General features: G+C 50.5%; 19 protein-coding genes, 2 tRNA genes, 3 rRNA genes and 1 other annotated feature. Of the genes, 7 read left to right on the top strand and 17 right to left on the bottom strand.

Going from position 1 to position 26,278, the window contains the following annotated elements:
* Positions 1-109: 109 nt before the first annotated feature.
* The 8 genes from rrf to rluD all read right to left on the bottom strand — a co-directional run bounded on the left by rrf (position 110) and on the right by rluD (position 10,491).
* Positions 110-225: ribosomal RNA gene (gene rrf / locus JC793_RS04585) — 5S ribosomal RNA — on the bottom strand.
* Between the two features lie 108 nt (positions 226-333).
* Positions 334-3,241: ribosomal RNA gene (locus tag JC793_RS04580) — 23S ribosomal RNA — on the bottom strand.
* Positions 3,242-3,556: 315 nt separating this feature from the next.
* A tRNA-Ala gene (locus JC793_RS04575) sits at positions 3,557-3,632 on the bottom strand.
* Positions 3,633-3,756: 124 nt separating this feature from the next.
* Positions 3,757-3,833: transfer RNA gene (locus JC793_RS04570), tRNA-Ile, on the bottom strand.
* Between the two features lie 66 nt (positions 3,834-3,899).
* Positions 3,900-5,442, bottom strand: a 16S ribosomal RNA gene (locus JC793_RS04565).
* Together the 16S, 23S and 5S rRNA genes with 2 tRNA genes alongside form the textbook arrangement of a ribosomal RNA operon.
* A 629-nt stretch (positions 5,443-6,071) precedes the next feature.
* The gene (gene clpB, locus JC793_RS04560) at positions 6,072-8,645 is read right to left on the bottom strand and encodes an ATP-dependent chaperone ClpB (RefSeq protein WP_218427626.1); all 2,574 of its coding nucleotides are present in this window, start codon (positions 8,643-8,645) and stop codon (positions 6,072-6,074) included.
* 121 nt (positions 8,646-8,766) lie between these two features.
* On the bottom strand, positions 8,767-9,504 hold the full coding sequence (gene yfiH / locus JC793_RS04555; protein WP_166707183.1) for a purine nucleoside phosphorylase YfiH: 738 nt from the start codon (positions 9,502-9,504) through the stop codon (positions 8,767-8,769).
* 9 nt (positions 9,505-9,513) lie between these two features.
* Complete coding sequence (gene rluD, locus JC793_RS04550) at positions 9,514-10,491, bottom strand: 23S rRNA pseudouridine(1911/1915/1917) synthase RluD (RefSeq protein ID WP_046895225.1); 978 nt, start codon at positions 10,489-10,491, stop codon at positions 9,514-9,516.
* A 137-nt stretch (positions 10,492-10,628) separates the two neighbouring features.
* Between rluD and bamD the strand changes: the two genes are divergently transcribed.
* From bamD to JC793_RS04525, 5 genes are all read left to right on the top strand, one after another.
* On the top strand, positions 10,629-11,363 hold the full coding sequence (bamD, locus tag JC793_RS04545; RefSeq protein WP_166708923.1) for an outer membrane protein assembly factor BamD: 735 nt from the start codon (positions 10,629-10,631) through the stop codon (positions 11,361-11,363).
* 309 nt (positions 11,364-11,672) lie between these two features.
* Positions 11,673-12,017, top strand: a complete 345-nt coding sequence (gene raiA, locus JC793_RS04540; protein WP_004237887.1) for a ribosome-associated translation inhibitor RaiA — start codon at positions 11,673-11,675, stop codon at positions 12,015-12,017.
* A gap of 122 nt (positions 12,018-12,139) precedes the next feature.
* Positions 12,140-12,261, top strand: a sequence feature (Phe leader region).
* Between the two features lie 29 nt (positions 12,262-12,290).
* Positions 12,291-13,442 carry a bifunctional chorismate mutase/prephenate dehydratase gene (gene pheA / locus JC793_RS04535; protein ID WP_218427624.1) on the top strand — a complete coding sequence of 384 codons (1,152 nt, stop codon included), beginning with the start codon at positions 12,291-12,293 and terminating at the stop codon, positions 13,440-13,442.
* Positions 13,443-13,596: 154 nt separating this feature from the next.
* Positions 13,597-14,574, top strand: coding sequence for an elongation factor P--(R)-beta-lysine ligase (gene epmA / locus JC793_RS04530; protein WP_046895222.1), 978 nt, complete (start codon positions 13,597-13,599; stop codon positions 14,572-14,574).
* 168 nt (positions 14,575-14,742) lie between these two features.
* Entirely contained in the window at positions 14,743-15,408 is a 666-nt protein-coding gene (locus JC793_RS04525; RefSeq protein ID WP_218427622.1) for a hypothetical protein, read from the top strand.
* A 44-nt stretch (positions 15,409-15,452) separates the two neighbouring features.
* Here JC793_RS04525 and tyrA read toward each other — a convergent pair whose 3' ends face one another.
* The 7 genes from tyrA to ffh all read right to left on the bottom strand — a co-directional run bounded on the left by tyrA (position 15,453) and on the right by ffh (position 21,643).
* On the bottom strand, positions 15,453-16,574 hold the full coding sequence (tyrA, locus tag JC793_RS04520) for a bifunctional chorismate mutase/prephenate dehydrogenase (protein WP_166707180.1): 1,122 nt from the start codon (positions 16,572-16,574) through the stop codon (positions 15,453-15,455).
* Between the two features lie 17 nt (positions 16,575-16,591).
* Positions 16,592-17,686: a 3-deoxy-7-phosphoheptulonate synthase gene (locus JC793_RS04515; protein ID WP_046895220.1), complete on the bottom strand. Its 1,095-nt coding sequence runs from the start codon at positions 17,684-17,686 to the stop codon at positions 16,592-16,594.
* A 435-nt stretch (positions 17,687-18,121) separates the two neighbouring features.
* Entirely contained in the window at positions 18,122-18,475 is a 354-nt protein-coding gene (gene rplS, locus JC793_RS04510) for a 50S ribosomal protein L19 (protein ID WP_046895219.1), read from the bottom strand.
* 60 nt (positions 18,476-18,535) lie between these two features.
* Positions 18,536-19,288: a tRNA (guanosine(37)-N1)-methyltransferase TrmD gene (gene trmD / locus JC793_RS04505; protein ID WP_218427620.1), complete on the bottom strand. Its 753-nt coding sequence runs from the start codon at positions 19,286-19,288 to the stop codon at positions 18,536-18,538.
* 39 nt (positions 19,289-19,327) lie between these two features.
* Complete coding sequence (gene rimM / locus JC793_RS04500) at positions 19,328-19,876, bottom strand: ribosome maturation factor RimM (RefSeq protein WP_107679615.1); 549 nt, start codon at positions 19,874-19,876, stop codon at positions 19,328-19,330.
* 18 nt (positions 19,877-19,894) lie between these two features.
* Entirely contained in the window at positions 19,895-20,143 is a 249-nt protein-coding gene (rpsP, locus tag JC793_RS04495) for a 30S ribosomal protein S16 (protein WP_004237878.1), read from the bottom strand.
* Positions 20,144-20,281: 138 nt separating this feature from the next.
* The gene (gene ffh, locus JC793_RS04490; RefSeq protein WP_046895216.1) at positions 20,282-21,643 is read right to left on the bottom strand and encodes a signal recognition particle protein; all 1,362 of its coding nucleotides are present in this window, start codon (positions 21,641-21,643) and stop codon (positions 20,282-20,284) included.
* Positions 21,644-21,826: 183 nt separating this feature from the next.
* Here ffh and JC793_RS04485 point away from each other — a divergent pair, with 183 nt between their 5' ends.
* A complete protein-coding gene (locus JC793_RS04485) occupies positions 21,827-22,618 on the top strand; it encodes a cytochrome C assembly family protein (RefSeq protein WP_046895215.1) in 792 nt (263 codons plus the stop codon).
* 51 nt (positions 22,619-22,669) lie between these two features.
* Positions 22,670-23,962 (top strand): CNNM domain-containing protein, encoded by a 1,293-nt coding sequence (locus JC793_RS04480; RefSeq protein ID WP_166707178.1) that lies wholly within the window; start codon positions 22,670-22,672, stop codon positions 23,960-23,962.
* A 71-nt stretch (positions 23,963-24,033) separates the two neighbouring features.
* On the opposite strand, the gene luxS is transcribed toward JC793_RS04480, so the two are convergent.
* Positions 24,034-24,549: an S-ribosylhomocysteine lyase gene (gene luxS / locus JC793_RS04475; RefSeq protein WP_052926464.1), complete on the bottom strand. Its 516-nt coding sequence runs from the start codon at positions 24,547-24,549 to the stop codon at positions 24,034-24,036.
* A gap of 163 nt (positions 24,550-24,712) precedes the next feature.
* Entirely contained in the window at positions 24,713-26,272 is a 1,560-nt protein-coding gene (gshA, locus tag JC793_RS04470; protein WP_052926452.1) for a glutamate--cysteine ligase, read from the bottom strand.
* Between the last annotated feature and the right edge of the window lie 6 nt (positions 26,273-26,278).

Genomic DNA, 26,278 nt, shown 5'->3' with positions numbered 1-26,278 from the left:
ACTGATTGTTATAATTCCTCATCCGGAAAATAAGCACACATTGCGTTATTTTTCTTTTCGCCCAAACGCAAAAAAGCCACCCAAAGGGTGGCTTCTTCACTTAATAATAACCTGGCGGTTCCCTACTCTCACATGGGGAGACCCCACACTACCATCGGCGCTACGGCGTTTCACTTCTGAGTTCGGCATGGGGTCAGGTGGGACCACCGCGCTACGGCCGCCAGGCAAATTCATTTAATCCAAAACAAGCTTTTCATAATGAATGACTCTGTTGTCTCTTCACTATGCTGAAAAATCTCTTCGTCTCTCAACTCAAAACACCTTCGGTGTTGTCAGGTTAAGCCTCTCGGTTCATTAGTACTGGTTAGCTCAATACATCGCTGCACTTACACACCCAGCCTATCAACGTCTTAGTCTCAAACGTTCCTTCAGGACCCTTAAAGGGTCAGGGAAGACTCATCTCGAGGCAAGTTTCCCGCTTAGATGCTTTCAGCGGTTATCTCTTCCGCACTTAGCTACCGGGCAATGCAATTGGCATCACAACCCGTACACCAGTGGTGCGTTCACTCCGGTCCTCTCGTACTAGGAGCAACCCCTCTCAATCTTCCAGCGCCCACGGCAGATAGGGACCGAACTGTCTCACGACGTTCTAAACCCAGCTCGCGTACCACTTTAAATGGCGAACAGCCATACCCTTGGGACCTACTTCAGCCCCAGGATGTGATGAGCCGACATCGAGGTGCCAAACACCGCCGTCGATATGAACTCTTGGGCGGTATCAGCCTGTTATCCCCGGAGTACCTTTTATCCGTTGAGCGATGGCCCTTCCATTCAGAACCACCGGATCACCAAGACCTACTTTCGTACCTGCTCGAGCCGTCACTCTCGCAGTCAAGCTGGCTTATGCCTTTGCACTAACCGCATGATGTCCGACCATGCTTAGCCAACCTTCGTGCTCCTCCGTTACTCTTTGGGAGGAGACCGCCCCAGTCAAACTACCCACCAGACACGGTCCCCAACCCGGATTACGGGTCTGGGTTAGAACATCAAACGTTAAAGGGTGGTATTTCAAGGTCGGCTCCGTGCAGACTGGCGTCCACACTTCGTTGCCTCCCACCTATCCTGACACATCAAGGCTCAATGTTCAGTGTCAAGCTATAGTAAAGGTTCACGGGGTCTTTCCGTCTTGCCGCGGGTACACTGCATCTTCACAGCGAGTTCAATTTCACTGAGTCTCGGGTGGAGACAGCCTGGCCATCATTACGCCATTCGTGCAGGTCGGAACTTACCCGACAAGGAATTTCGCTACCTTAGGACCGTTATAGTTACGGCCGCCGTTTACCGGGGCTTCGATCAGAAGCTTCGCTTGCGCTAACCTCATCAATTAACCTTCCGGCACCGGGCAGGCGTCACACCGTATACGTCCACTTTCGTGTTTGCACAGTGCTGTGTTTTTAATAAACAGTTGCAGCCAGCTGGTATCTGCGGCTGGCTTCAGCTCCGTGAGTAAATCACTTCACCTAATGCCAGCGTGCCTTCTCCCGAAGTTACGGCACCATTTTGCCTAGTTCCTTCACCCGAGTTCTCTCAAGCGCCTGAGTATTCTCTACCTGACCACCTGTGTCGGTTTGGGGTACGATTAATGGTAACCTGGAGCTTAGAGGCTTTTCCCGGAAGCAGAGCATCAATCACTTCACCACCGTAGTGGCTCGTCGTCACGCCTCAGTGTTAACAACCGACCGGATTTGCCTGGTCAGTCCACCTGCACGCTTAAACCGGGACAACCGTCGCCCGGATGATTTAGCTTTCTCCGTCCCCCCTTCGCAGTTACCACCAGTACGGGAATATTAACCCGTTGCCCATCGACTACGCTTTTCAGCCTCGCCTTAGGGGTCGACTCACCCTGCCCCGATTAACGTTGGACAGGAACCCTTGGTCTTCCGGCGTGCGGGTTTTTCACCCGCATTATCGTTACTTATGTCAGCATTCGCACTTCTGATACCTCCAGCAACCCTCACAGGTCACCTTCACAGGCTTACAGAACGCTCCCCTACCCAACAATATTTACATATCGCTGCCGCGGCTTCGGTGCATAATTTAGCCCCGTTACATCTTCCGCGCAGGCCGACTCGACCAGTGAGCTATTACGCTTTCTTTAAATGATGGCTGCTTCTAAGCCAACATCCTGGCTGTCTGAGCCTTCCCACTTCGTTTCCCACTTAATTATGACTTTGGGACCTTAGCCGGCGGTCTGGGTTGTTTCCCTCTTCACGACGAACGTTAGCACCCGCCGTGTGTCTCCCGTGATAACATTCTCCGGTATTCGCAGTTTGCATCGGGTTGGTAAGTCGGGATGACCCCCCTAGCCGAAACAGTGCTCTACCCCGGAGATGAATTCACGAGGCGCTACCTAAATAGCTTTTCGGGGAGAACCAGCTATCTCCCGGTTTGATTGGCCTTTCACCCCCAGCCACAAGTCATCCGCTAATTTTTCAACATTAGTCGGTTCGGTCCTCCAGTTAGTGTTACCCAACCTTCAACCTGCCCATGGCTAGATCACCGGGTTTCGGGTCTATACCCTGCAACTAAGACGCCCAGTTAAGACTCGGTTTCCCTGCGGCTCCCCTATTCGGTTAACCTTGCTACAGAATATAAGTCGCTGACCCATTATACAAAAGGTACGCAGTCACACCATAAAGGTGCTCCCACTGCTTGTACGTACACGGTTTCAGGTTCTTTTTCACTCCCCTCGCCGGGGTTCTTTTCGCCTTTCCCTCACGGTACTGGTTCACTATCGGTCAGTCAGGAGTATTTAGCCTTGGAGGATGGTCCCCCCATATTCAGACAGGATAACACGTGTCCCGCCTTACTCATCGGACTCACAACACCAGTGCTTTCAGATACAGGGCTATCACCTGCTGTGGCCAGCCTTTCCAGACTGTTCTCTTAACACTGATGCTGATTAAGGTCCTGGGCTGCTCCCCGTTCGCTCGCCGCTACTGGGGGAATCTCGTTTGATTTCTTTTCCTCGGGGTACTTAGATGTTTCAGTTCTCCCGGTTCGCTTCATTACCCTATGTATTCAGGTAATGATAGTGCAACGAATTGCACTGGGTTTCCCCATTCGGAAATCGCCGGTTATAACGGTTCATATCACCTTACCGGCGCTTATCGCAGATTAGCACGTCCTTCATCGCCTCTGACTGCCTAGGCATCCACCGTGTACGCTTATTCGCTTAACCTCACAACCCGAAGGTGTCTTATATGAACCGACGGACTGCGCTTTGCGATTTCTTTGTCGGGCGGTGCTCGTGATGCTCACATACCTGAGTATGCTGCGCTCACTGTGCTCCGGCCTTCGCGAAATCACTTCGCTCGCCGCGTCTTACACTGAAGAACACGTTCAAAGTTGTTCGGCTGAGAGACTCATCAATATTACCTCGGTGATAATATTGATTGTTTCAATTTTTCAGCTTGTTCCGGATTGTTAAAGAGCATAATAATTCACAGCATACCGTTTCCGGTAAACTCTGAATTATTTTTCAGATATCAGATAATGGTGGAGCTAAGCGGGATCGAACCGCTGACCTCCTGCGTGCAAGGCAGGCGCTCTCCCAGCTGAGCTATAGCCCCATTATTTGGTTTTTCCGGGTCACCTTCACCTTCCTCAAAAGGTGCTTTTTACTGAGACAAGGCGTGGGTTCGCGAAGTTTACTGACGTAAACGAGCGGAGCCGCAACGCAGTATCAGTGAAAAGTGGTAGGCCTGAGTGGACTTGAACCACCGACCTCACCCTTATCAGGGGTGCGCTCTAACCACCTGAGCTACAAGCCTATTTCCGGTATCTGCTTCTTTCTATCAGACAATCTGTGTGAACACTCACATTCCAAATCAACTAGGTAAGGAGGTGATCCAACCGCAGGTTCCCCTACGGTTACCTTGTTACGACTTCACCCCAGTCATGAATCACAAAGTGGTAAGCGCCCTCCCGAAGGTTAAGCTACCTACTTCTTTTGCAACCCACTCCCATGGTGTGACGGGCGGTGTGTACAAGGCCCGGGAACGTATTCACCGTAGCATTCCGATTTACGATTACTAGCGATTCCGACTTCATGGAGTCGAGTTGCAGACTCCAATCCGGACTACGACGTACTTTATGAGTTCCGCTTGCCTTCGCAGGGTCGCTTCCCTTTGTATACGCCATTGTAGCACGTGTGTAGCCCTACTCGTAAGGGCCATGATGACTTGACGTCATCCCCACCTTCTTCCGGTTTATCACCGGCAGTCTCCTTTGAGTTCCCGACATTACTCGCTGGCAACAAAGGATAAGGGTTGCGCTCGTTGCGGGACTTAACCCAACATTTCACAACACGAGCTGACGACAGCCATGCAGCACCTGTCTCAGAGTTCCCGAAGGCACCAAAGCATCTCTGCTAAGTTCTCTGGATGTCAAGAGTAGGTAAGGTTCTTCGCGTTGCATCGAATTAAACCACATGCTCCACCGCTTGTGCGGGCCCCCGTCAATTCATTTGAGTTTTAACCTTGCGGCCGTACTCCCCAGGCGGTCGACTTAACGCGTTAGCTCCGGAAGCCACGCCTCAAGGGCACAACCTCCAAGTCGACATCGTTTACAGCGTGGACTACCAGGGTATCTAATCCTGTTTGCTCCCCACGCTTTCGCACCTGAGCGTCAGTCTTTGTCCAGGGGCCGCCTTCGCCACCGGTATTCCTCCACATCTCTACGCATTTCACCGCTACACATGGAATTCTACCCCCCTCTACAAGACTCTTAGCTGACCAGTATCAGATGCAATTCCCGGGTTAAGCCTGGGATTTCACATCTGACTCAATCAACCGCCTGCGTGCGCTTTACGCCCAGTAATTCCGATTAACGCTTGCACCCTCCGTATTACCGCGGCTGCTGGCACGGAGTTAGCCGGTGCTTCTTCTGTCGGTAACGTCAATTGTCAAGGTTATTAACCTTAACACCTTCCTCCCGACTGAAAGTACTTTACAACCCGAAGGCCTTCTTCATACACGCGGCATGGCTGCATCAGGCTTGCGCCCATTGTGCAATATTCCCCACTGCTGCCTCCCGTAGGAGTCTGGGCCGTGTCTCAGTCCCAGTGTGGCTGATCATCCTCTCAGACCAGCTAGGGATCGTCGCCTAGGTAAGCCGTTACCTTACCTACCAGCTAATCCCATATGGGTTCATCTGATGGTGCGAGGCCCGAAGGTCCCCCGCTTTGGTCCGTGGACATTATGCGGTATTAGCTACCGTTTCCAGTAGTTATCCCCCTCCATCAGGCAGATCCCCATACATTACTCACCCGTCCGCCGCTCGTCAGCAGAGAAGCAAGCTTCTCCCTGTTACCGCCCGACTTGCATGTGTTCAGGCCTGCCGCCAGCGTTCAATCTGAGCCATGATCAAACTCTTCAATTAAAAGTGTCTGATGCTCAAAGAATTAAACTGTTTACTGCTGCTTATTTCTAAGCTGCTGTATTGGTCACTCTTCAAGACTTCTCAAAAATAATATTTTTTGTGATATGTCCTGCGAGTGCCCACACAGATTGTCTGATAAATTGTTAAAGAGCAGTTGCAACATTCGCTGCCGTTGCCGGTCTTCTGCGTTGTTGCGAGGCTGCGTATATTACGTTTTCAGCCCCTTCGAGTCAAGCGTTGTTTTTCAACTTTTTCGCTTTTTCTCTGCTGCCGGCGCGCTTCTCAGCGTGTTGCTCCGTGTCAGTGAGGGCGCATTATAGACACTCGCTGAGATCACGCAAGTGTTTATTTCAACTTTTTTTCCGTTTGCTCAAAAACCGGGCAAACACACAAGATATCGCTGATTTCCTGTGCATGATGCACAAAAAAGGGGCGCTTTCGCACCCCTGAGATTGCTGACAAAGCAGGATAAAACGTGGTTTTTCCTGCTTTGTGTTATCAGCCGAAAATCAATAAATTGATTTTCCTGGTTTATTTTTACAACCTCTGCCGGTCGTCGCCAACCCCTGCGGGTTTGTCAACGGCCTGAGGGGCGCTTTCGCGCCCCTCTGTTTTGCTTTCTGTTGTTATTACTGTTTCGCGGTAATCACACCATCGGCTAAATCCAGGGTGATCATTTTGCCCGGAATCAGTTTGCCGGACAGCATCGCCTGCGCCATCGGGTTTTCGATCTCCTGCTGAATAGCCCGTTTCAGCGGACGCGCCCCGAATACCGGGTCGAATCCGGCTTCCGCCAGTTTATCCAGCGCACTGTCAGTGATAGTAACCTGATAGCCGTGCTCTTCCAGACGTTTGTACAGACGTTTGAGCTGAATTTTCGCAATCGCGTGGATCTGCTCTTTCGCCAGCGGATGGAATACCACCACTTCATCAATACGGTTGATGAATTCCGGTCTGAAGTGATGAGAAACCACTTCCATGACCGCGCCTTTCATTGCATCGTAGTTCAGTTCACCAAAGTGCTCCTGAATCCGGTCAGAACCCAGGTTAGAGGTCATAATCACCACCGTGTTACGGAAATCCACGGTACGCCCCTGACCATCTGTCAGCCGTCCGTCATCCAGCACCTGTAATAAGATGTTGAAGACATCCGGATGCGCTTTTTCCACTTCATCCAGCAGAATGACGGAATAAGGACGACGGCGGACCGCTTCGGTCAGATAACCGCCCTCTTCATACCCGACATATCCCGGAGGTGCCCCGATAAGCCGTGCCACGGAGTGTTTTTCCATAAACTCGGACATATCGATACGCACCATGGCATCATCGCTGTCGAACAGGAAGTCAGCCAGTGCTTTACACAGCTCGGTTTTACCCACCCCGGTCGGCCCCAGGAACAGGAACGAACCAATCGGACGATTCGGATCAGATAATCCGGCACGGCTGCGGCGGATAGCATTCGCCACCGCATCGACCGCTTCATCCTGGCCGATCACACGACTGTGCATTACCTGCTCCATACGCAGCAGTTTTTCACGCTCGCCCTCCAGCATGCGGGATACCGGAATACCGGTCCAGCGCGCCAGGATTTCAGCGATTTCCACATCCGTTACTTTATTACGCAGCAGTTTCATATCTTTATCTTCTGCCGCATTCGCTGCCGCCAGCTGTTTTTCCAGCTCCGGAATTTTACCGTACTGTAATTCCGACATTTTGGTCAGATCACCGGTACGGCGTGCCTGTTCCAGTGCGGTTTTCGCCTGCTCCAGTTCTGCTTTGATATGCTGGGTGCCGGACAATGTTGCTTTCTCGGCTTTCCACTCTTCTTCCAGAGACGCATACTCGCGCTCTTTCTCACTTAATTCCTGCTCCAGCATATCAAGCCGTTTTTTACTGGCATCATCAGACTCTTTCTTCAGAGCCTGCTGTTCCAGTTTTAACTGAATGATACGGCGATCCAGTCTGTCGAGGGATTCCGGTTTGGAATCCATCTGCATACGCAGACTTGCACCCGCTTCATCAATCAGGTCAATCGCTTTATCCGGTAACATACGATCCGTGATATAGCGGTGAGATAATGTTGCCGCCGCGACAATGGCCGGGTCAGTGATCTGCACATGGTGATGCAGTTCATAACGCTCTTTCAGGCCACGCAGAATCGCGATGGTATCTTCCACTGTCGGCTCTGCCACATAGACTTTCTGGAAGCGGCGCTCTAATGCCGCATCTTTCTCTATATACTGGCGATACTCATCCAGTGTGGTCGCACCCACACAGTGCAGTTCACCACGGGCCAGTGCCGGTTTCAGCATGTTCCCTGCATCCATTGCGCCATCGGCTTTACCTGCGCCGACCATCGTATGCAACTCATCAATGAAGAGGATGACATTCCCCTCTTCTTTGGATAATTCATTCAGAACCGCTTTCAGACGCTCTTCGAAATCACCGCGGTATTTGGCACCGGCCAGTAACGCACCGAGATCCAGTGACAACACGCGTTTGTTTTTCAGTCCTTCCGGCACTTCGCCGTTGACGATACGCTGCGCCAGTCCTTCCACGATAGCGGTTTTACCCACCCCGGGTTCCCCGATCAGCACCGGGTTGTTTTTGGTTCTGCGCTGTAAGACCTGGATAGTCCGGCGGATTTCTTCATCACGGCCGATAACCGGGTCAAGCTTGCCGGATTCGGCGCGCTCAGTTAAATCAATTGTATATTTCTTCAGGGCCTGGCGTTGATCTTCCGCGCCCTGGTCATTCACATTCTCACCACCACGCATAGTGTCTATAGCCTTCTTAATTGTTTGTTTATTAATCCCGGCTGTTTTTAATACGTCTGCTAATGAGCTGTTGCTCTCTAATACAGCCAGAACAAAAATTTCGGATGCGATATAAGCATCATTTTGTTTTTGTGCAATCTGGTCACATATATTCAGGTGACGGATTAAATCCTGCGAGGGTTGCACATCCCCGGCGGAACCTTCCACCTGCGGTAAACGATTGATAGTGTCATCAATCCTCTGATTAAGCTGCGCAATATCCGCCCCGGCTGATGCCAGTAACGGACGCACCGACCCGCCGTCCTGATGCAGAAATGCTGACAGTAAATGCACGGGTTCAATAAACTGATTGCTGTGCCCGACTGCAAGAGACTGGGCGTCGGCGAGCGCTTGCTGGAATTTATTCGTGAAACGATCCAAACGCATAACACCTCCCAAAAATGGCTTTGAATTTTCGCTAAGTACTAAATGAGGACTTTTGTCAAATATTCAAGCCGGATTTTGAAAAAATATTAAATATTATGCGTAATCCTGAAGGTTATGACTTTTACTGAGGGTTGATCCAGATAAATGACGCCATACGCCCGGTCCGGGCATCGCGCCGGTAAGAGAAGAAACGGGCACTGTCCGTCACAGTACATTCGGTGCCGCCGGAAACAGCGGTCACACCGGCTGCGGCCAGGCGCTGACGGGCAAGCTGATAAATATCCGCCAGATATTTATCACCATAAGGTATAAATGCCGAGGCCGCTTCTGCGGCGTGCGCCATAAACGCCTCCCGCACTTCCGCACCGACCTCAAATTTCTGCGGGCCGATGGCCGGCCCCAGCCAGGCGATGATATCTGACGGCGCAGCAGCAAAGCAGGACACGGTATTTTCCAGCACGCCGCCGCATAAACTGCGCCAGCCTGCATGGGCCCCCGCCACTTCACGCCCGTCACGGGAGCAGAACAGCACCGGCAGACAATCTGCCGTCATGATCGCACAGACTTTCCCCGGCGTACGGGTATACACCGCGTCAGCCTGCGGGCCGCGCGGTGTGTTGTCATCAAGAATGGCAACATCCGTTCCGTGTACCTGATTCAGCCAAAGCGGCGTACCGGGGAACCCGGCCGCCTCCGCCAGAATCGCCCGGTTGCGGGCGACATCCTCCGGGTCATCACCGGTGTGCAGCCCCAGATTCAGGCTGTCAAACGGCGGCTGACTGACACCGCCTGTACGTAGTGAACTACAGGCACTCACGCCTGCGGGCAGCGGCCATTCCGGGGTAATCAGTGCGGTCATGGTGACTCCTTACCAGTCCATATCATCCTGATGCGCTTGTGCATCAGCTTTGAGAACCTCAATCAGTTTCACCATATCATCCGGAATCGGCGCGTGCCACTCCATCTGAATACCGGAGATCGGATGATAAAGACGCAGCATAGTGGCATGCAGAGCCTGGCGGTCAAACTCACGCAGTGCATCGCGGAATTCATCACTTGCGCCTTTCAGCGGACGCGGACGACCGCCGTAAAGCTGATCACCCACCAGCGGATGGTTGATATGTGCCATATGGACACGAATCTGGTGCGTACGGCCGGTTTCCAGACGCAGCCGCAGACGGGTGTGGGCACGGAAATGCTCCATCACACGGTAATGTGTCACTGCCGGTTTACCCATCGGGTTAACGGCCATATGGGTGCGCTTGGTCGGATGGCGGGAGATAGGCTCTTCCACTTTGCCGCCTGCCGTCATACGGCCGTTGGCCACCGCTTCATATTCACGGGTGATCTCACGCAGCTGCAGTGATTCCACCAGCCGGGTCTGAGCCGGAACAGTTTTCGCCACCACCATCAGTCCGGTGGTGTCTTTATCCAGACGGTGAACAATCCCCGCACGCGGTACATCGGCAATATCCGGATAGTGATACAGCAGCGCATTAAGGACGGTGCCGTCAGGATTACCCGCGCCCGGATGCACCACAAAATCACGCGGTTTATTAATCACCAGGATATCATCATCTTCATAAACAATATTGAGCGGCAGGTTTTGCGGTTCAAAACGCATGTCTTCATCGATCAGTGCATCAATACTGACCTGTTCCCCGCCCAGCATTTTTTCTTTTGGTTTGTTGACAAGACGGCCGTTAACCTGAACCCTGTCATCTAAGATCCATTCTTTTATACGTGATCGTGAATAATCAGGGAACAATTCCGCCAAAGCCTGATCTAAACGCTGACCGAGCTGTGATTCATTGATAGTTGCGGTAAGTTGTATTTCTTGAGCCATGTTTGTCTCTGTTTCAGAAAGTTATATTTTGAACGGTAACACCGTTTCATTTAAACTATGTGGTATTGTATCGTGATCGCCAGCGGGAGCTGTACGGAGTGCTCCCTAAAAAATATTCAGAGGATAATCAACACGTGATGATACGTATGAAATATCTCGTGGCCGCAGCCACGCTAAGCCTCATGTTGTCCGGCTGTTCCGGAAACAAGGAAATTCTCCCGGATGCCTCACCGTCAGAGCTGTATACTGTCGGCCAGGAAAAATTACAGGACGGTAACTATAAAGGGGCCATCACGCAGCTTGAAACCCTCGATAACCGTTTTCCTTTCGGCCCGTATTCACAGCAGGTTCAGCTGGATCTGATTTACGCCTACTATAAAGCAGGTGATTTACAGATGGCACTGGCCTCCATTGACCGTTTCATGCGTCTGAACCCGACACATCCGAACATCGATTACGTTCTGTATATGCGTGGTCTGACTGCTCAGGCGCTCGATGATAACATGCTGCAGAGCTTCTTTGGTATTGATCGTGCAGATCGTGATCCTCAGAACGCACGTGTTGCATTCCAGGATTTCAGCCAGTTACTGCGCTATTATCCGAACAGCATTTATGCAACAGACTCAGCGAAACGTCTGGTGTTCCTCAAAGATCGTCTGGCGGCCTTTGAGCTGGCCGTTGCGAAATTCTACACGAAACGCGGGGCATATGTCGCGGTGATTAACCGGGTTGAATTAATGCTGCGTGACTATCCGGACACACTGGCGACACGCCAGGCGCTGCCGCTGATGGAAAATGCCTATAATGAACTGGGATTAACGGCGGAAGCCGGAAAAGTGGCAAAACTGATTGCTGACAATCCGCGCGACTGAGTTCCGTTTTACTCATCTGATTAAAAAAGCCATCCCCGGATGGCTTTTTTATTGTCTTATCATGGTGTTATTGCATAAAAAATGGCCGACAGCCTTCTCTTCTCTGAGAATATGCGGTCAGCCAACTTATCGATAATGCACGATTCAGTCCTTTCCCGCAAGTTGTATCCTCCGTATTCTCAGTCTGAGTCACAAAATTATAACCTTTTGAAAAAACTAAAAAATATTAGTGACGGCGATCAATTTTTTCTTGCGGCCATCAACGTATTCTGAGTATCAACAAGACGGATGTAACAAAGAGAGGTCACTATGAATGTGAATATCACCAGTAAGCAAATGGAGATCACCCCGGCAATCCGGGAGCATGTTGAAAACCGTCTCGATAAGCTGAGTAAGTGGCAGGTTCCTTTAATTAACCCGCACATTATCCTCGCGAAAGATCCGCAGGGTTTTGTGGTTGATGCCACCATCAGCACACCGAATGGAAATTTAGTTGCCAGCGCCAAACACGCTGATATGTATGCCGCCATCAATGAATTACTGGCGAAACTGGAACGGCAACTGAATAAAGCACAGCACAAAGGAGAAGCACGCCGCGCGGATAACAGCGTCAAAGAAGCTAACCTTGTGTCTGATGAAGAATCCGCAGAATAAAAAATATAATAAATTGAGTTTTGTCTCTGCGCGCCCTCCGGGCGCGTTTTTTTTGGTTGACACAACCGGTTGCATCGGGTCTATTAACTGTTATCTGATAACACAACGGACAGCATACTGACCATGTATTCCCGGATCCGCTTCTTCTTTTTCTTTTTTCGCTTCTGTTAATGAGGCTTTTTGTCGTGTGAGAAAGAAAACGAAGACGCACAGAAAAGCCTCCCGCCGCGGAGGCTTTTTTTATCGCCGGGAAACAGGGTCTGAGGACAACATATGAACGATCTTTTAGCTATACGGGAACAAATCAGCGAGTTGGATGCACAATTGCTGGATCTGCTGGCACAGCGGCGGCAGCTCGCTGTGGCTGTCGCACAAACCAAACTGCAGGATAACCGCCCCATCCGCGATAAAAACCGCGAGCGTGAACTGCTGGATGTGCTGATAAGCAAAGGCAAGCCGCACGGGCTGGACGGATTTTATATCACCCGGCTGTTTCAGCTGATTATTGAGGATTCGGTCTTAACCCAGCAGGCGATTTTACAAAAGCACCTGAACCAGACACCGGATAACAGCGCCCGGATAGCCTTTCTCGGCCCGAAAGGTTCATACTCACATGTGGCAGCCCGTCAGTACTCCGCCCGTCATTTTGATCATATGACCGAATTCAGCTGCCGCAAATTCCGCGATATTTTCGAGCTGGTTGAGAACGGTCAGGCAGACTACGGAATGCTGCCGCTGGAAAATACCAGTTCCGGTGCCATCAATGATGTCTATGATTTGCTTCAGAGCACCCCGCTTTCGATTGTCGGCGAACTGCGCCTGCCGGTGAATCACTGTCTGCTGACTATTCCGGGCGCGGACATGGCCGGGATTACCACCCTGTACAGCCATCCGCAGCCGTTTGAGCAGTGCAGTCAGTACCTCTGCCAGTTTCCGGATCGTAAAATTGAATACTGTGAAAGTACCGCGGCAGCGATGGAAAAAGTCGCCGCTCTCAACCGGACAGATGTTGCCGCCCTCGGCAGTGAAGCGGGTGGCGCGCTGTACGGCTTGCAGGCAGTTGCACAGAATCTTGCCAATCAGCAGACCAATATGACCCGCTTTATTGTCATTGCCCGCCAGCCTATTGATGTATCAGAACAGGTTCCGGCAAAAACCACACTGCTGATGGCGACCGGACAACAGGCCGGTGCGCTGGTCGATGCCCTGATTATCCTCAAAGAGCATGACATTGTGATGAGTAAACTGGAGTCCCGCCCTATTCACGGCACACCATGGGAAGAGATGTTTTATATTGATGTGCATGCCAATCTGCGCTCAGTCTCTATGCAGCAGGCACTCAAAGCCTTACAGGCAATCGCCCGTTCGGTGAAAGTGCTCGGCAGTTATCCGGGGGAGCATGTCCCGCCGGCCTTAATCGACTGATTATTCCTGTCAGGGGTGCTTCCGCCCCCCGCCTCAGCACAATACGCCTGTTCAGAGTCAGGTTTTACACGTAGCATGTTCTGCATATCTGTTTGTCACCATCAGAGGTTGCAGGTAAACTGCACCCTTTATTTTTATTCGGAGTTCTTACGGCATGAGTGATATTGCGGGCTGGCAGCCGACTGCCCCGATAGCCAATCTATTAAAACGTGCAAAAATTGTTAATGAAATCAGACATTTTTTTGCAGACAGAGGTGTATTAGAAGTCGAAACGCCGACCATGAGTCAGGCGACCGTCACCGATGTCCATCTGCGCGCCTTTGAAACTCAGTTTACCGGCCCCGGTGCCGCACAGGGAATAACGCTTTATCTGATGACCAGCCCGGAGTACCACATGAAACGGTTGCTGGCAGCGGGCAGCGGCCCCATTTATCAGATGGGCCGCAGCTATCGTAACGAGGAAGCCGGACGTTATCATAATCCGGAGTTCACCATGCTTGAATGGTATCGCCCTCATTATGATATGTACCGTCTGATAAATGAGGTTGATGATTTATTACAGCAAACCTTAGAGTGTGAAAGTGCAGAATCGTTATCCTACCAGCAGGCTTTCCTGCGCTACCTGGATATCGATCCGCTGACCGCAGAGAAAGATAAACTGCGCGAAGTCGCGGCCAAACTGGATGTCAGCAATATTGCCGATACTGAGGAAGATCGCGATATCATTTTACAACTGCTGTTTATGGTGGGTGTTGAACCGCATATCGGGCTGGAAAAACCGACCTTTATTTATCACTTCCCGGCAAGCCAGGCTTCACTGGCGGAGATCAGTTCTGAAGATCACCGTGTGGCTGAGCGCTTTGAGGTGTATTACAAAGGGGTTGAACTGGCCAACGGCTTCCGTGAACTGACCGATGCCACTGAGCAGCGTCAGCGTTTTGAGCGGGATAACCGCAAACGGGCAAGTATGGGCCTGCCGGAACAACCGATTGATGAGAACCTGCTGGCGGCGCTTGAGCACGGATTCCCGGAATGTGCCGGTGTGGCTCTGGGGATCGACCGTCTGATTATGCTCGCTCTGGGTGCAGAGCGGATCAGCGATGTTATCGCGTTCCCGGTTGATCGGGCATAATATTTTCTCAGCCATCTGTTATACGGATGGCTGATTCACCTCCCCTTATTCCCCCTTTATTTTTATTTGACATAACTAATCAGCTCATTATTTGAAAGTGATTTACCCGGCCAGATGCTATTTTTCGCTGAACTAATTCTGCCGATATAAATCAATGGAAAATAAGTTATGCATGTATCATCAGAAACCTTATCAGCTAAATTTCATACATTTGAATCGACTGTAAAATCAACGATTAAGAATCTGTTTTCTTCCTTGTATTCTGTTTCTCAGATTAAAATGACCACTCATAAACCAGTCGGTTTCAGCGCAGTGATGTTCAGCTTAGATGACGATATCGGCGCAAGAAGCGGAAAAACTATCCTGCAAGGCTATTCAAATAATTTCAGAGGCAAGGGAGAAGATGCCATCATACTTCATGGCAGTACCGACGGACGGTTGACTGTCGGCACAAAGGCCTGCAAAGTCATCGAAAATGGCCGTGAAGTGACAAAGCTGGACACATCAGAAACACACCATCTACGCGCTGATGAGTTGGTCGAATATATTAAAAAAGAGTCCGGTAACCAGATTGATCTCACCGGCAATACGGGTCCTATACATCTGCTCAGTTGTTACGGAAAGCGTTATGCTGCACAGGAGTTGGCAAACGCCACCGGTCGTGATGTCATTGCTTATTCACATCAGCAAATCCGGTGCGGTGGTCTGCAACAAATAGAACGAATCAATTTTTCAGTTGAAAGTGCCTATAAAAATAAATATGACCCGAGAAAAATTATTTATGGATCAGAAGCCTACCCTTCTGTAGCTAAAACTTTTCATCCTGTAAAATAAACGAGTGAAATCACTGGTGCTGAATAATATCAGCACCAGCCTTATCAGCGGCGGCTGTCACTCGCCTGTTGCAGCAATCCGCGACTCTCTTTCATAAAGCGCTGCGCATGTTCACCGAACCAGTCACTGACGGCGGAAAACTGTGTGATAAATTCAGCCTTATCGCGACGTTCCAGCAGCGCCATGGCGTCACCGAACTCACGGTGATAATCCTCTATCACATCCAGATTATCTTCTGAGGCCATAATAATATCGGCATAAAGCTGCGGGTCTTGGGCAAACAGGCGGCCAATCATCACCAGTTCCAGCCGGTAAATCGGTGACGACAGCGATAACAACTGTGCAAGATCGACATTCTCTTTTGCCAGATAACGCCCGTAAGCAAACGTGGTAAAGTGGCGCAGCGCCTGAATATAGCGCATATTGCGATCATGCTCCTGCGCCTTAATGCCCTGCAAATGTGCTCCCCAGACAGTGATCTGTTCCAGGAACCACTGGTACTGCTCCGGAAAACGTCCGTCACAGAATGCCACCACCTGCTTGGCAAAACTGCCAACATCCGGCCCGAACATCGGGTGCAATCCGAGCACCGGACCGTTGTGTACTGCCAGCATCGCCTGTAACGGCCCCGCTTTGACCGACGCGAGATCCGCCAGGATGCAATCTTCCGGTAACGGCGGTAATTGTTTGATCACCTGCTCTGTCAGATGGATAGGCACACTGACAATCACCATTCCCGCATCCGACAGCAATTCAGGCGCATCGGCCCAGTCACCACTGTCAAGGACACGCACGGTATAACCGGACAACTCCAGCATCCGCCGGAATAACTGCCCCATTTTGCCGTCACCGCCGATAATCACGATCGGGCGTGCCTGCGCATTGAGCTTTTTAAAACCCTTATCATTTTCGCGGGAATACGATTCCCGCATGATACGGCGCAGAACATCTTCTATCAGATCCGGCGGAACCCCGAGAGATTCCGCCTCCTGCCGCCGTGAAGCCAGCATTGCGGCTTCGCGATCCGGTGCATAGACCGGCAGACCGTGCTGACTTTTCACTTCCCCGACTTCCGCCACTAACTGCAGGCGTTTTGCCAGCAGTGACAGCAGCGATTTATCCACTTCATCAATTTGATCACGTAAATGTGTTAATACACCGGACATACAACCTGCCTGTTTTATTATCCTGCCTGCTGTAACTGAACCACACGCTTTGCCAGCGCCGGTGAAATCTGCTGATGCAGCTGACGCAGAACTGTTTCAGTGGTTTCCCAGCTGATACAGGCGTCTGTCACTGATACACCGTACTTCATGGCGCTGCGCGGCTGTTCTGATGACTGATTGCCTTCATTAATATGGCTTTCCAGCATAATACCGGTAATTGATGTATTTCCGGCACAAATTTGTTCTGCCACAGCGTCCACCACCAGAGGCTGACGACGGAAATCTTTATCCGAGTTGCCGTGACTGCAGTCTACCATCAGTGAAGGGGTCAGACCGGCTTTCTTCATTTGTGCCCCGCATTCCGTAATATCTTCCTCACTGTAGTTCGGGCGTTTTCCGCCGCGCAGGATCACATGGCCGTTCGGGTTCCCCTGCGTCTGTAATAAACAGACCTGGCCGGACTGATTGATACCCATAAAACGGTGCGGCATGGAAGCGGCTTTCATCGCGTTGATTGCGGTGCTCAGGCTGCCGTCAGTACCATTTTTAAAACCGACCGGCATTGACAGACCGGATGCCATTTCACGGTGCGTCTGTGATTCAGTGGTACGCGCGCCGATAGCAGACCAGCTGAACAGATCGCCGAGGTATTGCGGGTTATTCGGGTCCAGTGCCTCACCGGCCAGCGGCAGGCCGAGCTGAACCAGATCCACCATCAGTTTGCGGGCAATGTGCAGACCTTTTTCCATCTCGAAAGAGCCATCCATAAACGGATCACTGATCAGCCCTTTCCAGCCTACTGTTGTCCGTGGTTTTTCAAAATAGACACGCATCACGATATACAGACTGTCACTCAACTCAGCAGATAATTCTTTCAGACGACGGGCGTACTCCAGCGCCGCATCCGTGTCATGAACGGAACACGGACCACAGACAACCAGTAAACGCGGATCGCGGTGATGGACAATATCCGCAATCGTCTTACGTGCACCGGCGATGGCATGCTGGTCGTTGCGACTCAATGGGTACTTTTGCTTCAGCTCTTCCGGTGAGATTAAAACAATTTCATCACTGATATGGACATTATTGAGTGCGTCTTTTTGCATGATCATAGTGTTTTCCTGCTGAGTTTTACAAAAAATGAATTACGTGTTGAGTGTCTGAGAAAACACCATAACATTCTTCGTAAATAATTCAATCCAAAATCGTAAAATATTTATATTTTCGTACATTTTAAATTACAAAAATAAAATGACAACATCTGACAAAGGAATGAAAATAAGTAAAATAAACTACAAATAATATGTAATATGATGATAATAAAGAAATATACTGACATAAAACAGAGGCAGGAAGAAAAACAAACCCAGATAATGGCACTTGTAATACAGATATGAATGTAAATAAATATTTACATCAATAAAATGATGTCATATAAACAATACAGCAGATTGAACGGAAAACAGACAGGAAGGAAACATAAAATAGTGCAATAAAAAAGGCCAGCACGAGGCTGGCCTTTTATTATCATATCGGATGCTTGCGCATTATTTTGCGTTCAAACGCTCTTTAATACGAGCTGCCTTACCTGAACGCTCACGCAGGTAGTACAGTTTAGCACGACGAACGGCACCACGGCGTTTAACGCTGATGCTGTCAACAACAGGTGAGTGAGTCTGGAATACACGCTCAACACCTTCGCCGTTAGAAATCTTACGAACAGTGAATGCAGAGTGCAGACCGCGGTTACGGATAGCGATAACCACGCCCTCGAATGCCTGCAGACGTCTTTTAGAACCTTCAACGACCCATACCTTAACTTCCACGGAATCACCCGGACGGAATGAAGGTACGTCTTGTTTCATCTGCTCTTGTTCAAGTTGTTTAATAATGTTGCTCATAATAAATCTCTTACCCTAGGTAAACTGATATTTCAAAAGATATCCCGCAGGATACCTGGATTAACTTGTTGCTCCGGACTGATATTCCCGTTGGAACTCAGCCAGCAACATCCTTTGCTCGTCAGTCAGAGCTAGGCTTTCCAGAAGTTCAGGTCTTCTGAGCCAGGTGCGACCGAGTGACTGTTTCATACGCCAGCGATCAATTTCTGCATGATTGCCCGACAGTAAAACCGGCGGAACATTCATGCCATCCAGCACCTCAGGACGGGTATAGTGCGGATGGTCAAGTAAACCTTCAGCAAAGGAATCTTCTTTTGCTGACGCCTGATGTCCGAGGACACCGGGGACAAAACGCGATACTGCATCAATCAGTACCATCGCCGGTAATTCACCACCACTGAGCACATAATCCCCGACTGACCATTCTTCATCAATCTCAGTCTGGATAATGCGCTCATCTACACCTTCATACCGGCCGCATACCAGAATTAACTTCTCGTTAGCGGCCAGCTCACAAACTCCCTGTTGGTCGAGTTTGCGGCCCTGCGGCGAAAGATAAATCACTTTCGCATCGTCACCTGCGGCAGCTTTTGCTGCATGGATAGCTTTGCGCAGAGGCTCCACCATCATCAGCATGCCGGGACCGCCCCCGTAGGGCCGATCATCCACAGTGTGGTGCCGGTCATACGTGAAATCACGCGGGTTCCAGCAATCAACACTGATCAGGCCATTTTTTACTGCCCGTCCGGTTACACCATGCCCGGTTATTGAGAGGAACATTTCAGGAAACAGGCTGATAACCCCAATCCACATTTTCGTGTCCCACTTAATGACAAAACCATCACCGGAGGTTTAAAAACCGGGATCCCACTCAACTTCAATCAGTTTTTCAGTGAGATCAACTTTCCTGATAACCTGCCCGTCAAGATACGGTACTAACCGCTCTTTCATGCCGAAGGCATCTTTCAGATTTGCTTTAATCACCAGAACATCATTCGACCCGGTTTCCATTAAATCGGTTACGGTGCCGAGATCATATCCGCCGGTGGTCACTACACGGCAGCCCATCAGGTCTTTCCAGTAGTAATCATCGCCGTCTAATTCCGGTAATAATGAACTGTCCACCACGATTTCCGCGTTGGTCAGCGCATTTGCCGCATCTCTGTCGTCAACCCCTTTGAGTTTGACGATCATATCCTGGCTATGGGATTTCCAGTCTTCCGGGTCAATGTGTTGCCACACGCCGTTACGCTGAATAAACCACGGTTGATAATCAAAAATACTTTCAGTATTTTCGGTGGAAGAAAACACTCTGAGCCACCCTTTAATACCGTAAGAGGACCCCAGTTTGCCGAGTACAATCGGATCAGCAGGGGCTTGCGGATTAGTGTGCTTGCTCATTGTTGCCACCGTGACAGATTAAGCTGCTTTCTTCGCGTCTTTGATCAGTACAGCAACACGATCAGAGACAGTAGCACCCAGACCAACCCAGTGTTCAACACGGTCCAGATCTAAGCGCAGAGTTTCAGCCTTACCGGCAGCGATAGGGTTGAAGAAACCAATACGTTCGATGAAACGACCGTCACGTGCATTACGACTGTCGGTTACGACGATTTGGTAGAACGGACGCTTTTTTGCGCCGCCACGAGCTAAACGAATTGTTACCATAACATCCTCATTGAATTGACAAACAACCAGACCCCATCGAGGAATGGCGTCCGGTTGTCATAGAAAAAGCCCGAAAAGTTTACTCACTTTGGCGAAAAAATCAATCCAAAGTGATTATTCTTTGTGACTTTCTTTGTTTTACCGCCCCATCATACCCGGCGGCATCATACCTTTCATGCCCCGCATCATCTTCGCGAGGCCCCCTTTCTTCATCTTTTTCATCATGCGCTGCATATCATCGAACTGCTTGAGCAGCCGGTTGACATCCTGCACCTGAGTCCCGGAACCCGCCGCGATACGGCGTTTGCGGGACCCTTTGATAATTTCCGGTTTGACGCGCTCTTTTTTGGTCATGGAATTGATCATCGCTTCCATTTTGGTCAGCACGCTGTCATCCATCTGCGATTTCACCGCATCCGGAACCTGAGACATGCCCGGCAGTTTGGTCAGCATCCCGGCCATACCGCCCATATTGCGCATCTGCTTCAGCTGTTCCAGGAAGTCGTTGAGATCAAACCCGTCGCCTTTTTTCAGTTTTGAGGCCAGTTTTTCCGCCTGATCGCGGTCAACTTTGCTCTCGATTTCTTCAATCAGAGACAGCACATCGCCCATACCCAGAATACGCGAAGCTACGCGATCCGGATGGAACGGCTCCAGTGCATCGGTTTTTTCGCCGACACCCAGGAATTTAATCGGTTTACCGGTGATATGGCGGATAGACAGCGCCGCACCGCCGCGCGCATCACCATCGACTTTAGTCAGCACCACACCGGTCAGCGGCAGGGCTTCGTTGAAGGCTTTGGCGGTGTTTGCCGCATCCTGACCGGTCATGGCATCCACGACGAACAGGGTTTCGACCGGGTTAATCGCCGCATGCAGCTCTTTGATTTCACCCATCATGCCTTCATCGACATGCAGACGACCCGCGGTATCCACCAGCAGGACATCAAAGAATTGCAGTTGCGCATGTTTCAGCGCTTTCTTAGCGATATCAATTGGCTTCTCTGACACATCAGACGGGAAGAATTCAATTCCCACTGTCTCTGCCAGTGTCTGTAACTGTTTAATCGCCGCCGGACGGTAAACGTCCGCAGAGACAACCAGTACTTTTTTCTTATGTTTTTCTTTCAGCAGTTTACCGAGCTTCGCCACACTGGTGGTTTTACCCGCACCCTGCAGACCGGCCATCAGCACCACAGCAGGCGGCTGGGCGGAGAGATCAAGGGCGTTGTTTTCCTCGCCCATCGCCGCAACCAGTTCGCCCTGAACGATTTTGACGAACTCCTGCCCCGGCGTCAGGCTTTTGTTCACCTCATGGCCGACGGCACGCTCTTTGACGCGGCTGATGAAATCCCGTACCACCGGCAGGGCAACATCGGCTTCCAGAAGCGCCATACGCACTTCGCGCAGCGTTTCTTTAATATTGTCTTCCGTCAGTCGTCCGCGACCACTGATATTGCGCAAGGTGCGCGAAAGTCTGTCAGTTAAATTATCAAACATGTCATCGACTCTGCCAAAACTGAGCTAAAAATAGGAAAGATAACCGGGATTATAACACGCACGGCAGCAAATCAGCGAACCGATTTACGTAAAGTATCGTGTAATCATTGGAGTGATCTGCGGGCTGCGGTATACTGACGTATGAATTTTGTTTCATCTTACTGACTGAATAATCACAAAACCATGCCTGAAATCTCTGTTGTTGCAATTAGCGCTTATCTGTTAAGTCTGGTACTTCTGATGCCGGGCGTGCTCCGCTATCAGCGCGGCTACCGGAAACTGGCGCTTATCTTCGCGGTTATCGCCCTGATATGTCATGGCGCGGCGATTAAATCACAGATTTTTCAGGGCGTTGGTCAGAACCTGACACTGCTGAATCTCGGGTCGGTGGTCAGCCTGCTGGTATCCGTCATTATGACGATTGTCGCCTTTCAGGGCCGGGCATGGTTCCTTATCCCGATTGTATACAGCTTCTCGATGGTCAATCTGATTCTGGCCACCCTGATGCCGGGCGAGTTTATCACCCATTTGCAGGCCAGCGTACCGCTGTTTGTGCATATCGGGCTGGCGCTGCTCAGTTTCGCGACACTGATTATTGCTGCACTGTACGCCATGCAGCTCGGCTGGATGGATCATCAGCTGAAAAATAAACGTCTTAAGTTTACGCCGGATATGCCGCCATTAATGGTTATCGAGCGTAAAATGTTTCATATCACGCAGGTCGGCGTGATTCTGCTGACACTGACACTCGCCACCGGTATTGTGTTCATGGATAACATCTTTGATAAAGATAATATTCATAAATCATTACTGTCGATGGTCGCCTGGTGTGTCTACATTGTGCTGCTGTGGGGGCACTATCACGAAGGCTGGCGCGGTAAACGCGTTATCTGGTTCAACTTTGCCGGCGCCTTTATCCTCACTCTTGCATTTTTCGGGCACCGCCTGTTTCAGGAACTGATGCTGTATGCATAACCGCATCAGTAACCCCCGTTTCCGCTCATCACAAAAGAAAGGAACACCGCTGTGGAGCACGTATCAACAAGCACGCTGATTATTATTCTTATTTTACTGGTAATAATTTCGGCGTACTTTTCCGCATCCGAAACCGGGATGATGACCATCAACCGCTACCGGCTGCGCCATCAGGCCAAACAGGGAAACCGGTCTGCCCGCCGTGTCGAGCGGCTGCTGGAGAAACCGGATCGCCTGCTGAGCCTCATTCTTATCGGCAATAACCTGGTCAATATTGTTGCCTCCGCACTGGGTACAATTGTCGGTATGCGTCTGTACGGTAATGCCGGCGTGGCTATTGCCACCGGTGTGCTGACCTTTGTTATCCTTATCTTTGCCGAGGTCATGCCGAAAACTATTGCGGCACTTTACCCTCAGCAGGTGGCGTTTCCGAGCAGCTTCCTGCTGCGTCCGCTGGCAAAAATCTGTCTGCCGATCGTCTGGGCATTTAATGCGATAACGCTGATTCTGATGCGCTGTATCGGTATCCGCGGTACGGTGATCCGCAGTGATGCGGTATCAAAAGAAGAACTGAAAACCATCGTTAATGAGTCAAAAGGCAAACTGTCCCGCCGCAACCAGGACATGCTGATTTCCATCCTCGATCTGGATAAAGTCAGTGTGGATGAAATTATGGTGCCGCGTACCGAAATCTTCGGGATTGATATCAATGATGACTGGAAATCGATTCTGCGCCAGCTGACACACTCACCGCACGGCCGGATTGTGCTCTACCGCGATTCTCTCGATGATGCTATCGGTATGCTGCGGGTCCGTGAGGCTTACCGCCTGATGATTGAGAAGCAGGAATTCACCAAGCAAATGCTTATCAAGGCGGCCGATAAAGTCTATTTTGTGCCGGACAGCACACCGCTGAACCTGCAACTGGTCAATTTCCAGCGCAATAATGAGAAAGTCGGGCTGATCGTGGATGAATACGGTGATATTCAGGGGCTTATCTCCGTGGAGGATATCCTGGAAGAGATTGTCGGTGATTTCACCACCTCCATGTCACCGTCACTGGCGGAAGAAGTCACCCGGCAGCCTGACGGCTCACTGCTGATTGAAGGTTCTGCCAATATCCGCGAAATCAATAAAGCCCTGAACCTCGCCCTGCCGGAAGAAGGTGCCCGCACCATCAACGGTCTTCTGCTGGAAGAACTCGGCGATATTCCGACACTCAATACCCTGGTCACTATCGGGCATTATCAGTTTGAAGTCATTGCCATCGGTGAGAACGTGATTAAAACCGTGAAATTATTACCGCTGAAACCGGCCGGTGCCGATATCGCCGCTGATATCTGACGGCAGACAGTCACCATAAAAAAACCTGCGTGCATTGCTGCCGCAGGTTTTTTTGTATCCGGGCTGAAAAATTACGGATGCAGTTTTTCCAGCTCTTCATCAGATAACAGCAAATCATCATTTTTATTGACGCGGACATCGCGCTCAATGATGTTTTTCGCAATCTGATGTGCTTCATCCAGTGAATGCATCTGGTATGTCCCGCACTGATACAGATTCAGTTCCGGGATCTTCGCCTGATCTTTGACAGTCAGGATATCCGCCATTGCATCTTTCCATGCCTGTGCAACACGGGTTTCTGACGGTGAACCAATCAGACTCATATAGAATCCGGTACGGCAGCCCATCGGCGAGATATCAATGATTTCAACACCATTGCCGTTTAAATGATTACGCATGAAACCGGCGAACAGATGTTCCAGTGTATGCGTTCCTCTTTCCGGCAGAATCTCTTCATTAGGAACACAAAAACGCAGATCGAAAACAGTGATGGTATCACCACCCGGGGTAGTCATGGTTTTCGCTACGCGTACCGCAGGTGCCGCCATGCGTGTGTGGTCAACTAAAAAACTATCCAGCAAAGGCATAATTCCCGCTCCTCTTTTTTTATAAAAAATGCCGAACGAATGAAACTTTTTCTGAATACGCTGGTCTGATGTATTGAAAGACGCGCAAATTGTTATCATCCCTATTCTCTGAGAGATTTTTTTTGGCCACATTGATTGTGGCCATTTTCTTATCTGTCAGAAATCAGCGACCGCCGTGCAGCGCCAGATACTCATCAAAACTTATCGTATCACTCTCTTCCATCGCTTTTTGTTTATCGACAGAAGCCTGCCATTGTTCAGCAAAGTCTGCTTCACTGATCACCTCATACGGCTCGTGAGTCAGTTCTTCATGATACCGATCTGCCAGGGCCAGCCCGTAACTTCCGATACCTGCTTCTTTTATCAGTGCCAGCATCCGGCCCGAGAACGTCAGTTCCGGATCATCAAACTGTGCTTTCAGTGCTTCGCACACTTCGCGATACTGTGTGCCTGAACAGGTATCTAACACATCGGCAACACGCAGGAGATCATTAAACAGTGCGTGACCCACTTTTTGCAAGGGTTGTTTTTCACGACCGCAGCCGATACCGATTTCCTGTCCCGGTTTACGCCCTTCCAGAATCACACGATTCCAGTTATGGCGGGCACACGCCAGCTCATCCGCGCTCATTTCCGGCGCATCTGCCAGCACACACCAGATGAGGAACAGGTCGAGGAAACGGATTTGTGTTTCATCGACACCGGTGGCAGAGAACGGGTTGATATCCAGGGCACGGACCTCGATATACTCCACCCCGCCGCGCTGTAAGGCGTCAGACGGTGACTCATCACCTTTCTGCACACGCTTCGGACGGATTGGCGCATAGAACTCGTTTTCAATCTGCAATACGTTGGCGTTAATCTGAAGGTGTTTGCCGTCTTTGGTTAATCCCAGCGCCGCAAATTCCTCAGACGGGATCTGAATCGCATTCTTCAGTCCGGCGACATACGTGTCCAGATGGTTGAAGGTGATGTTCAGATCACTTTGTGACTTGCTGGTATAGCCAAGGTCACTTAAACGCAGTGACGTGGCATACGGCAGGTATAATGCCCCTGTCGGCAGCTTTTCAAACGGCAGATTGGTTTTGCGGCCGCGCAGGAACGAACTGCAAATTGCCGGAGAGGCGCCAAACAGGAACGGGATCACCCAGCCGAAACGGTAATAGTTACGGATCAGGCGGAAATAACCGTCAGAGATTTTATCCTTGCCGCTTTGCGCATCACTGATACCACTCCACGCCTGCCAGAATTCCATCGGCAGAGAGAAGTTATAGTGGACACCGGAAATGGTCTGCATCAGCGCACCATAACGGTTTTTCAGCCCTTCACGGTACAGCGTTTTGAAACGCCCGGCGTTAGATGTGCCGAACTGCGCCAGTTCGATATGCTCTTCAGAATCAATGAAGCATGGCATGCTCAGCGGCCACATCCGTTCATTGTTCAGGTGACGCGCAGTGTAACGGTGCACATCCCGCAGAAATTTCACGGTGTAATCAATACGTGAATCCACCGGAGTAATAAACTCCAGCAGTGACTCTGCAAAGTCTGTGGTGATCCACTTATGCGTTAATGATTTTCCCAGCGCTTCCGGGTGACCGGTGCGTGCCAGTGCACCATCCGGCGTGATACGCAGTGTTTCGCGCTCAATACCGCGGTTGATGCCTTTTAAAATCCGGGGGTGCGTCTCTAACCATGAGAGCGCTTTAGATACATCCGGGATCAAATCGAC

It is taken from the genome of Morganella morganii, from assembly GCF_019242955.1.
GTDB classification, from domain to species: domain Bacteria; phylum Pseudomonadota; class Gammaproteobacteria; order Enterobacterales; family Enterobacteriaceae; genus Morganella; species Morganella sibonii.
This window is presented reverse-complemented; position numbering and strand designations above follow the sequence as displayed.